Here is a 13,913-nt window from a genome sequence, read left to right as displayed (position 1 = left end):
TCTACGGGGTTTTTACCCTCTTTGACATACTTTTCCAAGTATTTCGACTATCTGTTTCAACTACCATATCGGAGTCCTACAACCCCAACAAGCAAGCTTGTTGGTTTGGGCTTTTCCCGTTTCGCTCGCCGCTACTCAGGGAATCGAATTTTCTTTCTCTTCCTGCAGGTACTTAGATGTTTCAGTTCTCTGCGTCTACCTCACAGCTGCTATGTATTCACAACTGTGTAACATCCTATAAAAGATGCTGGGTTCCCCCATTCGGAAATCTCTGGATCATAGCTTACTTACAGCTCCCCAAAGCATATCGGTGTTAGTCCCGTCCTTCATCGGCTCCTAGTGCCAAGGCATCCACCGTGCGCCCTTATTCACTTAACCTTTGACCTTACGGTCGCTGAGTACTTCTTCTAGCGATAGAAGGTTGCTCAAGAAAATAAGCGTTGAACTTATTAAAAAACTCTTTAACTTGTCAACTCGGTGTGTGTTACTTGTTTTGATTTTCTTCGATATCCAGTTTTCAATGAACAAACTTAACGACCTCTGTCGTTAATGGAGCCTAGCGGGATCGAACCGCTGACCTCCTGCGTGCAAAGCAGGCGCTCTCCCAGCTGAGCTAAGGCCCCGGGTATTTATCTTTGAGAGTAGACCTCTCAAAACTGAACAAAGGCAAACGATGTGTAGTCTTCCGTACTATTTCCTTAGAAAGGAGGTGATCCAGCCGCACCTTCCGATACGGCTACCTTGTTACGACTTCACCCCAATCATCTATCCCACCTTAGGCGGCTGGCTCCAAAAAGGTTACCTCACCGACTTCGGGTGTTACAAACTCTCGTGGTGTGACGGGCGGTGTGTACAAGGCCCGGGAACGTATTCACCGCGGCGTGCTGATCCGCGATTACTAGCGATTCCGGCTTCATGTAGGCGAGTTGCAGCCTACAATCCGAACTGAGAGAAGCTTTAAGAGATTAGCTTAGCCTCGCGACTTCGCAACTCGTTGTACTTCCCATTGTAGCACGTGTGTAGCCCAGGTCATAAGGGGCATGATGATTTGACGTCATCCCCACCTTCCTCCGGTTTGTCACCGGCAGTCTCGCTAGAGTGCCCAACTAAATGATGGCAACTAACAATAAGGGTTGCGCTCGTTGCGGGACTTAACCCAACATCTCACGACACGAGCTGACGACAACCATGCACCACCTGTCACTTTGCCCCCGAAGGGGAAGCTCTATCTCTAGAGTGGTCAAAGGATGTCAAGACCTGGTAAGGTTCTTCGCGTTGCTTCGAATTAAACCACATGCTCCACCGCTTGTGCGGGCCCCCGTCAATTCCTTTGAGTTTCAACCTTGCGGTCGTACTCCCCAGGCGGAGTGCTTAATGCGTTTGCTGCAGCACTGAAGGGCGGAAACCCTCCAACACTTAGCACTCATCGTTTACGGCGTGGACTACCAGGGTATCTAATCCTGTTCGCTCCCCACGCTTTCGAGCCTCAGCGTCAGTTACAGACCAGAGAGCCGCCTTCGCCACTGGTGTTCCTCCATATATCTACGCATTTCACCGCTACACATGGAATTCCACTCTCCTCTTCTGCACTCAAGTCTCCCAGTTTCCAATGACCCTCCCCGGTTGAGCCGGGGGCTTTCACATCAGACTTAAGAAACCGCCTGCGCTCGCTTTACGCCCAATAAATCCGGACAACGCTTGCCACCTACGTATTACCGCGGCTGCTGGCACGTAGTTAGCCGTGGCTTTCTGGTTAGATACCGTCAAGGGATGAACGTTCTACTCTCATCCTTGTTCTTCTCTAACAACAGAGTTTTACGATCCGAAAACCTTCTTCACTCACGCGGCGTTGCTCGGTCAGACTTTCGTCCATTGCCGAAGATTCCCTACTGCTGCCTCCCGTAGGAGTCTGGGCCGTGTCTCAGTCCCAGTGTGGCCGATCACCCTCTCAGGTCGGCTATGCATCGTGGCCTTGGTGAGCCGTTACCTCACCAACTAGCTAATGCACCGCGGGTCCATCCATCAGTGACGCAAAAGCGCCTTTCAACTTTCTTCCATGCGGAAAATAGTGTTATACGGTATTAGCACCTGTTTCCAAGTGTTATCCCCTTCTGATGGGCAGGTTACCCACGTGTTACTCACCCGTTCGCCACTCTTTTTCTTTCGGTGGAGCAAGCTCCGGTGAAAGAAAAAGCGTTCGACTTGCATGTATTAGGCACGCCGCCAGCGTTCGTCCTGAGCCAGGATCAAACTCTCATAATGATTTGTTTGAACGATCCATAGGATCGTTAAGCTCAAATAAAATTAACTTTGCTAGCTATTGCTTGCATGTATTTTGCTTCATAAATGAAGCGCCCTACACATTGGTTCGTTTGCTTGCTTTGTTCAGTTTTCAAAGGTCTACTGCGCTGCGTTAGCAACTTTTAAATCATATCAGATCAACAAGTGAATGTCAACTCTTTTTTAAAAGTTTTTTTCGAAAGTGTTTATTCAACAACTTCCTGTGCATCATCAGCGACTCCATTAGAATAACAAATGAATTGTTATTTGTCAACAACTTTTTTAATCTTTTTTGTTGCTGCATCAGCATCAAATTGATTTCTTAAATTTGCGACTTCGTTATAATATCATCTGTTGGTTCTGGCGTCAATAACTTTTTTCATTTTCTTTTAGAAATGATTTTTGTCATTTGGCACATGTAATAATATACCAACTAAATGCTGTCAGGTCAATAACTTTCTCTCTTATTTTCGTAATTTCTCAAAGGCGTTCATTCTTACAATCCAATGAATTCATCGTTCGTTTTTAATTCGTTTTCGCTCCATTTAGCAGTGAGTTTCTCCCTTGTTTTTTTCTTGTTAGTCATTTTGGAGGGAACTACTGGTAAAAAAAGAAACACACAAGTAAACACCCGTGTGTCTCTCTTTATGAATTATCAACGCATTGTTGGGAATAACAGCACATCGCGAATCGATTGTGCATCTGTCAACAGCATGACTAGACGATCGATCCCGATCCCTAAACCACCGGTTGGCGGCATGCCGTATTCTAGCGCTTCAAGGAAGTCTTCATCGACTCCATGAGCTTCATCGTTTCCTTCTTGTCGTTCTTTTTCTTGTGCTTCAAACCGTTGTCTTTGATCAATTGGATCATTTAATTCGGTAAAAGCATTAGCAAACTCCCGGCCTACGATAAATAGTTCAAAACGATCTGTAAATCGAGGGTCCTCTGGATTCTTCTTCGCTAGAGGTGAGACTTCTACCGGATGTCCATAAACAAAGGTCGGTTGCTGTAAGGTTTCTTCAACAAACGTTTCAAAGAATTCATTGATAACATGTCCTACTGTCATCGTTGGAGTGACTTCCACTTGGTGTTCTTTTGCTAAAGCATGTGCTTCTTCGATTGTCATCTCTTTCCAAAAATCGACACCCGTTTGTTGTTTGATAGCATCGACCATATGCACACGGGCAAAATCACTCGCCAAGTCGACTTCTTGTCCATCATAAGTAATCACAGCAGAATCTAAAACTTTCTCTGCTGCATTGCGGATAATTCCCTCAGTTAGATCCATAACATCTTTGAAATCTGTATAGGCTGTATAAGCTTCTAACATAGTAAATTCTGGATTATGGGTAGTATCAATCCCCTCATTACGGAAGACCCGGCCGATTTCGTAGACTTTCTCCATACCACCTACGATCAATCGTTTCAAGTGCAACTCAAGCGCGATTCGCAAGTATAGATCAATATCTAACGCATTGTGATGAGTGATAAATGGACGAGCTGCTGCCCCACCCGCTTGATTATGCAAAACAGGCGTTTCCACTTCAATGTAGCCATGACCATCCAAATAGCGACGAATCTCACTGATGATCTGGCTGCGTTTCATGAATCGGTCAAAGCTATCTTTATTACTGATCAAATCCAGATAACGTTGACGGTAACGTTGCTCGATGTTGGTCAGACCATGGTATTTATCCGGAAGTGGGCGTAACGCTTTAGACAAAATAACGATTTCTTTTGCTTTGATCGTTACTTCCCCCGTATCAGTTTTCATGATCTCCCCTGAGACACCAAAGAAATCACCTAAGTCAGCATGCTTAAATCCTTCATATGGTTCGTCACCTACTTGATCTTTGCGGACATAAATTTGAATCTGACCATCACGATCTTGCAAATGTGCAAAGCCAGCTTTCCCTTTACCACGTTTCGTCACCATTCGTCCAGCAACACTTGCAGAAAGATTCATCTCTGTTAACTCTTCTTTTGTTCGTTGATCAAATAACTCATGCAACTCGGCAGAATTATGCGTACGTTCAAAGCGCTTGCCAAAGGGATCAATGCCTTCTTCCCGTAATTTTTCCATCTTTTCACGGCGAACCAACATTTGATCATTTAATTCTTCTTGTTTTTGTCGTTCCTCTGTCACGAGTTTTCCTCCATTCTTAACTTGGGTTTCCTTCTTATAATGCCAATGATGCCACAAAAAATCAAGCCGAAGTTCAAGATCGACTTGATTTTACTTTACTCAGGAGTATTTCCGACAGGTTGTTTTTCTGTCTTTTCTACAAATGCATCTAACAGATCAATAATCGCTTGCTTATTCTCTGTCTGGTTGATTGCCGCTTTGACTTTAGCTGCCCGTGAAATGCCTTTTAAATAGTAGGCAGCATGCTGCCGAAACTCTCGAGAAGCAACAAATTCACCTTTTAAATCAGCAAGTCTTTCCAAGTGAAGTTTGGCTGTAGCGATCTTCTCCCGTGGAGTAGGTTCGGCGATCAGCTCTCCCGTTTCAAGATAATGTTTTGTACGATGGATCATCCACGGATTCCCCAATGCTGCTCGTCCGATCATGACAGCATCTGCGCCGACTTCTTCCAGCATTCGTTTGGCATCTTCTGGTGTCCGAACATCTCCATTCCCCATAAAAGGGATCGAAATTGCTTGCTTCACCTCTCTTAATACCGACCAATTAGCCGCTCCTTCATACATTTGGACCCTCGTGCGGCCATGCATCCCAATCGCCGCTGCACCTGCCGCTTCAGCAGCTTGCGCATTTTGGACAGCGAAAATATGTTCATCATCCCAACCGATCCGCATTTTGACTGTGACCGGTTTATCAATTGCCATAGCTACTGCATGCACCATTTCGTAGACTTTGTCTGGATCCAATAGCCACTTTGCACCAGCCTCCGCTTTAATGATTTTATTTACCGGACACCCCATATTGATGTCAATGATATCTGCTGCTGTATTTTCTGAGACAAATTGAGCCGCTTCGACCAAAGACTCTTTATTCCCACCAAAAATTTGCAAGCTTAAAGGATGTTCTGTTTCATCTATATAAAGCATTTCTAATGTTTTTTTGTTTCGTAGTTGGATTCCCCGATCACTGATCATTTCACAGACGACTAAGCCTGCGCCAAATTCTTTGACCGTTACGCGAAACGCCGCATTGGTTATTCCTGCCATAGGCGCAACGACAACTCGATTAGGGATTTCGACATTACCGATTTTCCAGCTGTGTATCGCCATCTTCTATGCCTCAGCTTCTTTCTTTAATCCAGCAAGTTCTTGTTCATCGAAATGGTATTTATTACCGCAGAATGAACAAACAGCTTCTGCACCATGATCTTCATCCATCATTTCTTGTATTTCATCCGCGCCTAATGTAATGATCGCTGTCGCAAATTTTTCTTTGCTACAATCACATCGAAATTGAACAGGCATTTTTTCTAACACTTCGACTTTGGTGTCATTCAACAATACCGTCAAAATTTCTTCAGGCGATTTCCCTTCATCCAGCAATGATGACACTCGTGGTAATTCTTGCAGGCGGTTCTCGATTGAATCAATAACCGTTTCATCTGCTCCCGGCATGATCTGCAGCAAGAAACCACCGGCTGTTCGAATAGAATCATCGGTATCAACTAACACACTCAATCCAACGGCCGAAGGGATTTGTTCAGAAACTGCTAAGTAATAAGTGAAGTCTTCTCCCAATTCTCCAGAGACAATAGGTGTTTGTCCAGAAAACGGTTCTTTCAACCCTAAATCTTTGATTACAGTAAAGATTCCTTGATCTCCTACTGCTCCTCGCACATCCAACTTTCCTTGTCCGTTTAGCGGCAAGCTGATATGCGGATTTTTTATGTACCCTTTGACATCTCCACGACCATTGCTATCAATAATGATTGCTCCAGCGGGTCCGTTCCCTTGGATTTTGACCGTTAATTTGTCATCACCCTTTAACGTGCTGCCCAAAAGCAGGCTTCCAACCATAGCGCGGCCTAGCGCTGCTGATGCTGTATTCCAAGTATCATGACGTTGTTGTGCTTCACTAACAGTTCTTGTTGCAGACACTGCATAGGCACGAACAAAACCATCATAAGCTAATGCTTTTACTAAGTAATCTTCCATTGTTTATGCTCCTTTATTTCGTTCATTAGTGAATCATACTAGGAACTTGTTTTTTTTTCAACTGAATGCCACCATTTTAGAGAAAAGCCAATGTTTTCTGTCGGTTTATTTCTCGATTTGTTAACAAAAAAAGAACTGCGGCACAAGCCGTAAAACAAGCAACGGGTCCGAACCTCATTCGAATCTGTTCTCTTGTTTTGACTTATGACACAGTCCCTAGTCTTTACGATAGCTAATCACCTATTGATAATTGAACGACTACTCTTGACCGTCCTCTGTTTTATCTTGAGATGAAGCTTCGTGGTTTTCATTATTGTGACGAAGTTCGTCTACTTGCTGATCAAAATCTTTTTTCTCAGCAGCTTGCTTTTCAGCATCTTTCTCTTCTAAAGCGCGTTTTGCTTCTTCAAAAGTTTGAGCTTTTTCGCTTGGATATTCTGAATTCTCAGTTCCAGCAGGCATTTTGCCTTCTTCAAACAATGACTTGATTGCTTTTGCATCCAATGTTTCATATTCAAGCAGTTTTTCGGCAATCAATTTATGTTGCGCACGATGTTCTTCGATGATCTCATGTGCTTTTTGATGTGCCTCCATCAAGATACGGCGTACTTCCTGATCGATCTCGAAAGCAACTTGTTCTGAGTAAGCTTTGGTTTGACCATAATCACGACCGACGAAGACCTGATGATTGCCTTCATACTGAACTGGACCTAGTTTGTCGCTCATACCATATTCTGTGACCATACTTCTAGCTAAAGCTGTTGCTTGTTCAAAGTCATTGGATGCTCCGGTTGATTGAACGCCGAAAATGATTTCTTCTGCTGTCCGTCCACCAAGCAATCCGACGATTTGTTCAAACATATCTTCTTTCGTCATTAAGAATTGATCTTCTTTAGGTAATGCGATCATGTAACCGCCAGCACGTCCCCGAGGGATGATCGTTACTTTGTGAACGACCCGGGCACGGCTTAAGACTAAACCGACGATCGTATGACCCGCTTCATGGTAAGCAACCATTTCGCGTTCTTTTTTATTGATGACACGATCTTTCTTCGCAGGTCCTGCGATTACCCGATCTTCTGCTTCATCAATATCAGAGGCATCGATTTTCTTTTTATTGCGACGGGCAGCGACTAGCGCAGCTTCATTTAAGACATTCTCTAAATCAGCACCGGCAAAACCAGGTGTTTGTTGTGCTACGACTTTCAAATCCACATCATCCGACAACGGTTTGTTCCGTGCGTGAACTCGTAAAATAGCTTCACGGCCTTTAACATCCGGACGGCCAACAAGAATTTGTCGGTCAAAACGACCTGGACGTAACAAGGCTGGGTCTAACACGTCGGAACGGTTGGTTGCTGCAATAACAATAACTCCTTCATTGCCATCAAATCCATCCATTTCAACTAATAACTGATTCAACGTTTGCTCACGTTCATCATGTCCACCACCCATGCCGGCACCACGTTGGCGCCCAACCGCATCGATTTCATCGATAAAGATGATGGCCGGTGCGTTTTTCTTGGCTGTTTCAAATAGATCCCGGACACGGCTCGCTCCGACCCCGACAAACATTTCCACAAAGTCTGAGCCTGAGATAGAGTAAAACGGAACGCCAGCTTCTCCGGCAACCGCTTTTGCTAGCAATGTTTTCCCTGTCCCTGGAGGTCCTTCTAGCAGCACACCAGCTGGGATTCTCGCACCTAATTCGACAAAGCGTCGTGGATCTTTCAAAAATTCGACCACTTCGACTAATTCTTGTTTCTCTTCTTCAGCACCCGCTACATCAGAGAAACGAACGCGATTGGCTTTTTTGTCGGCCTCTTTCGCTTTGGATTTTCCAAAGTTCATGACACGGCCGCCACCGCCGCCTTGCTGGCTCATCATCATATAGAAGAAGAAAATGATGATTACGATTGGCAAGAAACTAATCAGCAACGATAACCAAACACCACTGTTCGATTCTTCTTCGATCGTTGTTTTAACCCCTTGATCCTTTGCTAATGTCGTAACCTCGCTCAATGTCGAGTCATTCGGCAAAATGATCGTTGTAAAACGTGTCGTACTTGCTTGCGTGCTTCCTAGTACGGAAAGCCCATTGTCATTGCTGACGGTTTGTTCGGCATTGTATTCACCGACGATCCGGTAAACACCGTTAGCAGGCTGAACAGTAAACTGTTTGACCTTTCCGTCTTTCAGCTGCTCCGTAAATGTTGAGTACTCGATTGTTGGCGTTTGCTGATTGCCATTTCCAAAAATGAAATAGACGACCATGACCATTGCTAACAAGACAAGTACATAATATAAGGTATTTTTGATCATACCGTTATTTTTCTTATTCATGCGTACCTCCTTGGCTATTTTGTTTTATCAATCCTGACCATTTAATTGTATCACAACTGATTTAGATCAGTCACTAATTTGATTGATAAACGCTTGGTTTTAAGACACCCACATAAGGGAGGTTACGGTATTGTTCCGCGTAATCCAATCCATAGCCGACCACAAATTCGTTCGGTACATCAAAGCCAATATAGTCGGCATCGATTTTCACCACACGTCCTTCTGGTTTGTCTAGCAATGTCACGATTTTAACCGACTTTGCTTTGCGATATTTAAATAGGTCTACTAGATAGGCTAATGTGCGACCGCTATCAATAATATCTTCTACGATCAGCATATCTCGGCCTTCGACATTTGTATCCAAATCTTTCAAAATCTTCACTTCGCCAGAAGAAATTGTCGCGTTCCCATAACTAGAAACATCCATAAAGTCCAATTCCAAATGACAATCCATTTCTCGGACGATGTCTGCCATAAAAGGAACAGCTCCTTTTAATACGCCAACAACCAATGGATTCTTATCTTTGTAGATTTCCGTCAGTTCTTTACCTAGTTCAGAACAACGATTTTGGATCTCTTCACGAGTAATCAAAATTTTCTCAATATCTTTGTCTAACATAAAGTTCTCCTTCCAACTCTTACTTCCGATATTTATAAAGAAGTATGTAGTGTATTTTATCAGTTTCTTGCTCAATACTCAAATAGGAAAATAGATAAGGCAAAAGTGCCAATACATTCTCTTGAGCGTCTGTCAGGACCCAACTAGCAGCACGCTTTTCATTCGAAATCTTCTCATCGATAAAGAAACGCCTGATTTTTTTCGTAAGACCTGGTTTCAGCTGTAACCGATCCCCTGGTTTTCGCTTCCGCAAAAAAACTGTCGCAGGATATTGTATCGGTAAAATTTGTGAAATCTCTGACCAATCCATGACTTTTTCTGGAACTTGGGCGTCACTTGGAATGTAGCCGATCCATTCATGGTCCGACAAAAAGAAACTTTCACCTTTTTTTAGAACAAAATGCGTCTCATCTACCTGCGTTTGGAGGTGAGAGCCTTTTTTAACAGCAGTGACTTTCAACTGATCATAAACTCGAACAATCTGCCAGTCTTGATTTAAATCGATTATCCACTGACTGGGATTATGTTCTAGCAGATACAGCAACTGCTCTCGTTGTTTAGTATTGTACGAGATTCCTTTATCATGGGAAACTTTCTGTAGCAAACCTTCAAAAAAGTAATAGCGTTCTGCTGCGGTAAACGCAGCCAATTCATCCAAGTTTAAAAAATAGCCTTCAGCTTCCTCATGAAGTATCGTGGCGAGCCAATCTGCTTGCTGCTTTTTGATCAATTGGTCAGCATAGATCATCTCTTGAGAAAGCTGCTGAAAATGATCAAGAGCTCTCGGGTTCTCTGCTTTCAGCAGAGGGACCGCTTGATGACGCAGGCGATTTCTTTGAAACAGCGTTTGCTGATTCGTTTCATCTTCGAAATAAGCGATCCCTCTCCTTCTTGCATAGTCTCTAATCTCCTCTTTGGCGATCGTTAGGAAGGGACGGATCAAATAACCGTTACCAAAAGGTTGCTTGCGCTTGATTCCCGAAGCGTTTTGCAAGCGTCCCTCTCGGACCATCTTCATCAGCATCGTTTCCATCTGGTCATCTGCATGATGAGCGGTTAATAACCAATCATAACTCTGAAGAGTCATCGTTTCTGCAAAAAAACGATAGCGGAACTCTCTAGCGGCCGCTTCGATGCCATTTTGGGGCGGATCTTGCCAAACTCGTTCATAATATGGAATCCCGCGCGTTTGACAATAGTCCTTCAGGAACGCTGCTTCGTCGTCTGAAGCTTCCCGCAGATTATGATTGACATGAGCCACGCCAAATGTTCCTTGCTGAAACAACTCTTCGATCACATGGAGTAAAACCATTGAATCCACGCCTGTCGAAACAGCAAGCAAACAAGTAGCATCCTCTACCCATCCATCGGCTTTGATTGCATGATAGACTTTTTGCTTAAGCATTCTATCCCTCCGTGTCTCTTGCTTCTATACTTAACTTCAAACTAAAAATGACTGTCTATTGCTAAGAAAGAGAAATATCCGAACTATGCCGATTCCAAAACGCCGTGCTCCACGGCGAAAGCCTACTACATGGTAGGAGTAATCGGATATAGTTCGGATATTTTTTGAAATACTTATCGTTACGTCACAAATTCTTTTGACAACTTGCTCATCCTGTTTAGTTACGTCGACCGCCACGGCCGCCGCGTTTACCTTCCGTATTACGTCGTAATGAAGATAAACGATCATCACTATCTTTTAGAAAAGAACTCATCAATGAATCGAAGTCTTGTTTATTTACGTTCGTCGGTTGATTGCGTGAAAAAGATTTCTTCGGACTTGACCGATTGAATTCTTTTTTAGGAAAATCACGTTTTTCTTCCGGCTTTGCTTCTGCTTTACGGATCGATAGCCCGATTTTTCCATCATTGCCGATTGCCGTCACAACAACGGTTACTTCATCGCCAATAGACAACACGTCATGAATGTCTTTCACAAACCCATTTGATACTTCGCTGATATGTACCAAACCAGTTTTCCCCTCACCAAGATCAATGAACGCACCAAAATTTGTAATACCAGACACTTTGCCCTTTAGTTTCGCTCCAACTTCGATTGACATATAAAAAATGTTCCTCCTAATTTTTACCCATTTAATCATTTCAACTACTGCGATGAGTAGGTATGACCTTGTTTATTCCGAATCACTTGTCTTTGTATCACTAGCATTTGCCTCATCACCGCTTGTTTCTGTTTTTGAATCAGAAGCATCCGGCAAGACAGGGTAGATCTTTTCATTTTTCTTTGAATAAAAGAATCTACTGCGAGCTAATTTTGCAACGTATTCGTCATCTTGCAACAGTGCCACATCTCGCTTAAGTTGTGTCACTTTTTTGTCCGCTGCTTCTTGTTTTGCTACTGTTTCTGCTTTATACTCTTGTAATTTTTGCAGACGCATTTGATCATTGAACATTTGAATACCTACGATTGCAAAAATCACTAGCGCTGCAACAAAAACAGCTACAAGTCGACGTCGACGAAAGACCACTTGTCGTCGTTCTTTTTCGAACTTGGCAAATTGCTCTTTGGCATACTCGGTCTGCAATAGTTCTATTTGTTTGTTTGGCTCTTTATCCACGCTGACCTCGCTCCTGTCACTGTGATTGTTTTTTCCATTATACCAACATCCACAAAAGTTGTCTAACTGAAAATGGGACAAAAATCAAGCATTTTCTGAGATACGTTCTTCTTTGAGGATCTCGTACATTTTAGCTGCATCTTCTTTTTTAGTTGATTCGTGCAATTCTTGTACTTTTATTTCTAATACTTTATTTCCAAACTGAATACGCACCGTATCGCCAACTTTGATATCACTGCTGGATTTTGCCAATTTGCCATTGATTTGGATACGCCCTTTATCTGCTACTTCTTTTGCAACAGATCTACGTTTGATAATCCGGGATATTTTTAAAAATTTATCTAATCTCATTTTTTCCACCTCTTAATTTCAACAATTTTTTTCCAAACGGAACGAGCAGCCATTCTCGAATCGTTAATAATTTAACTTTGAGAGCCATTATAATGAAAACTGTCCCGCCAAAAAAGACCCCTCCAAGGCAAAAAATCAGCGCTTGCAGTCTTTTCGTCACTGGACCTCCACTCAACAGAGTGATCACACCATAATATAAAAACAGTGCGCAAGCCATGATCCCTAAACAAAGCAGGAGTTTTTTGCCATACCCTTGCTCTGTCCAAAAGCTGTTCAATGCTTTTTTCTCAGAAAACACAAAATAGATTAAAGTACCGATCAAACCTAAAAGGGTACTCAAACTTGCACCAGTTGTTCCTAAAAGATAGGTCAAGGGCCACGTCAGCAAACCTTTAAGCAAAAGGCCGCATCCTGCTGCATAAATCCCTACACGGAATTGGTTCCGGCTTTGTTGGATGCTTTGATACGCTTGGATTGCAGCCATCAAAGCGACCGCAAAAACAAATAAGACCAACGCACTGTTACCGGCACCATCTTTAAAAAGAGCGAAGTTGATATAAGGAAGCAGGATAGCCAAGCCAACTGCAGAAGCACTGGCAATCCCTAAAGTCAACCGCAAGTACATCTTAGCTGATTTTTCAAACAAGTGCTGATTTTTGACTGTCAGATATTTCGTCAATGTTGGCAAGAAAGTCGAACTTAGAGCCATCGCTACCACGAGACCTAACTGAACCAATGGCTGTCCTCGGTCATAGATCCCTTTTGCAATGCGGGCACTTTGTTCCGTCAAACCGCTGGCTTCAAGTGAGTTCGTCATCAAAAAGGAATCTGCCAACTGAAACAAAATCAAAAAACCGCTGTAAATAGTCAACAGTCCCCCTTCAATCAAAAAACGGCGACGCAAGGAAGGAGCATGTGCGGTAGGCATAGTTTTTGTGGGGATCGCTAACGACCGACCGGTGATTTTCCGACTATAATAGCTTAAAATCCCCCACGCTGCAAGTCCGCCAATCAATGCGCCGGACATTGCCAAAGTCCCTGTCTGATAAACATCCCATGAGAAGAGATGAAAAAAACTGGCCGCTACTAAAATCACTCCGACTCGAAGGAGCTGTTCTACTACTTGAGAAACTGCCGTCGGTACCATCTGTAAATTTCCTTGGAAACTCCCACGATAAAAAGTCAGGGGTGGTACAAAGAGGAATGTAAAGGATACCACGCGGATCAAAGATGCCAGTCCTGCGTCTCCCATGACCCGAGCGATAACATCGGCAAAGAAAAACGTCGTTGCCCATAGTCCAATCGCTGTCCAAAAAACATACGGATAGATGACTTGGATCTGGGCACGCTGCTTCTGAGGATCAGGTTGTTCGGCGATCACGCGCGAAATAAATTGCGGCAACCCAGATAAAGCCAATGTCATAGCTAATCCATAGATTGGATAGACTTGCTGATAGACGTAAAACCCTTCGTCACCAACTAAGTTTTGGAAAGGGACGCGGTAAACCGCACTTAACACCTTGGCAATGAAAGAAGCAATCGTTAAAATAAATGCTCCTTCCATCGTCCGTTTTAATTGTGACTTTGGCATCTTCTCC

At 43.4% G+C, this 13,913-nt stretch carries 10 protein-coding genes, 1 tRNA gene and 2 rRNA genes (1 of these 13 only partly in view); all 13 read right to left on the bottom strand.

Going from position 1 to position 13,913, the window contains the following annotated elements; genetic code table 11:
• Positions 1-378: ribosomal RNA gene (locus IGJ45_RS00945) — 23S ribosomal RNA — on the bottom strand; it reaches 2,537 nt to the left of the window's first position.
• Between the two features lie 172 nt (positions 379-550).
• Positions 551-623, bottom strand: a tRNA-Ala gene (locus IGJ45_RS00940).
• A 79-nt stretch (positions 624-702) separates the two neighbouring features.
• Positions 703-2,262, bottom strand: a 16S ribosomal RNA gene (locus tag IGJ45_RS00935).
• Together the 16S and 23S rRNA genes with 1 tRNA gene alongside form the textbook arrangement of a ribosomal RNA operon.
• A 673-nt stretch (positions 2,263-2,935) precedes the next feature.
• Positions 2,936-4,429: a lysine--tRNA ligase gene (lysS, locus tag IGJ45_RS00930; RefSeq protein WP_081131809.1), complete on the bottom strand. Its 1,494-nt coding sequence runs from the start codon at positions 4,427-4,429 to the stop codon at positions 2,936-2,938.
• 95 nt (positions 4,430-4,524) lie between these two features.
• Positions 4,525-5,535 carry a tRNA dihydrouridine synthase DusB gene (gene dusB / locus IGJ45_RS00925; RefSeq protein WP_409531388.1) on the bottom strand — a complete coding sequence of 337 codons (1,011 nt, stop codon included), beginning with the start codon at positions 5,533-5,535 and terminating at the stop codon, positions 4,525-4,527.
• 3 nt (positions 5,536-5,538) lie between these two features.
• Entirely contained in the window at positions 5,539-6,420 is an 882-nt protein-coding gene (gene hslO, locus IGJ45_RS00920; RefSeq protein ID WP_156248238.1) for an Hsp33 family molecular chaperone HslO, read from the bottom strand.
• Positions 6,421-6,678: 258 nt separating this feature from the next.
• Entirely contained in the window at positions 6,679-8,763 is a 2,085-nt protein-coding gene (gene ftsH / locus IGJ45_RS00915; RefSeq protein ID WP_438768649.1) for an ATP-dependent zinc metalloprotease FtsH, read from the bottom strand.
• Between the two features lie 73 nt (positions 8,764-8,836).
• Entirely contained in the window at positions 8,837-9,382 is a 546-nt protein-coding gene (gene hpt / locus IGJ45_RS00910) for a hypoxanthine phosphoribosyltransferase (protein WP_003129132.1), read from the bottom strand.
• Between the two features lie 19 nt (positions 9,383-9,401).
• Positions 9,402-10,787, bottom strand: a complete 1,386-nt coding sequence (gene tilS / locus IGJ45_RS00905; protein WP_103300649.1) for a tRNA lysidine(34) synthetase TilS — start codon at positions 10,785-10,787, stop codon at positions 9,402-9,404.
• A 217-nt stretch (positions 10,788-11,004) separates the two neighbouring features.
• Positions 11,005-11,448 carry a S1 domain-containing RNA-binding protein gene (locus IGJ45_RS00900; protein WP_005472931.1) on the bottom strand — a complete coding sequence of 148 codons (444 nt, stop codon included), beginning with the start codon at positions 11,446-11,448 and terminating at the stop codon, positions 11,005-11,007.
• Positions 11,449-11,520: 72 nt separating this feature from the next.
• Positions 11,521-11,964, bottom strand: coding sequence for an FtsB family cell division protein (locus IGJ45_RS00895; protein ID WP_003129129.1), 444 nt, complete (start codon positions 11,962-11,964; stop codon positions 11,521-11,523).
• An 84-nt stretch (positions 11,965-12,048) separates the two neighbouring features.
• The gene (locus IGJ45_RS00890; protein ID WP_005472932.1) at positions 12,049-12,315 is read right to left on the bottom strand and encodes an RNA-binding S4 domain-containing protein; all 267 of its coding nucleotides are present in this window, start codon (positions 12,313-12,315) and stop codon (positions 12,049-12,051) included.
• Positions 12,302-13,906 (bottom strand): putative polysaccharide biosynthesis protein, encoded by a 1,605-nt coding sequence (locus IGJ45_RS00885; protein WP_081131812.1) that lies wholly within the window; start codon positions 13,904-13,906, stop codon positions 12,302-12,304. Before IGJ45_RS00885 ends, IGJ45_RS00890 begins: the two co-directional genes overlap by 14 nt.
• Between the last annotated feature and the right edge of the window lie 7 nt (positions 13,907-13,913).

Source organism: Enterococcus sp. DIV0574 (assembly GCF_051711125.1).
Classification (GTDB): domain Bacteria; phylum Bacillota; class Bacilli; order Lactobacillales; family Enterococcaceae; genus Enterococcus_D; species Enterococcus_D gallinarum.
Note: the sequence above shows the minus strand (reverse complement) of the source record. Positions and strands in the feature narration are given on the sequence as shown.

What these genes read in the sequence shown, in the direction of transcription:
- dusB (WP_409531388.1), bottom strand. Translation starts at nt 5,535, where the DNA reads ATGGCGATACACAGCTGGAAAATCGGTAATGTCGAAATCCCTAATCGA.
- hslO (WP_156248238.1), bottom strand. Translation starts at nt 6,420, where the DNA reads ATGGAAGATTACTTAGTAAAAGCATTAGCTTATGATGGTTTTGTTCGT.
- ftsH (WP_438768649.1), bottom strand. Translation starts at nt 8,763, where the DNA reads ATGAATAAGAAAAATAACGGTATGATCAAAAATACCTTATATTATGTA.
- hpt (WP_003129132.1), bottom strand. Translation starts at nt 9,382, where the DNA reads ATGTTAGACAAAGATATTGAGAAAATTTTGATTACTCGTGAAGAGATC.
- tilS (WP_103300649.1), bottom strand. Translation starts at nt 10,787, where the DNA reads ATGCTTAAGCAAAAAGTCTATCATGCAATCAAAGCCGATGGATGGGTA.
- IGJ45_RS00900 (WP_005472931.1), bottom strand. Translation starts at nt 11,448, where the DNA reads ATGTCAATCGAAGTTGGAGCGAAACTAAAGGGCAAAGTGTCTGGTATT.
- IGJ45_RS00890 (WP_005472932.1), bottom strand. Translation starts at nt 12,315, where the DNA reads ATGAGATTAGATAAATTTTTAAAAATATCCCGGATTATCAAACGTAGA.
- IGJ45_RS00885 (WP_081131812.1), bottom strand. Translation starts at nt 13,906, where the DNA reads ATGCCAAAGTCACAATTAAAACGGACGATGGAAGGAGCATTTATTTTA.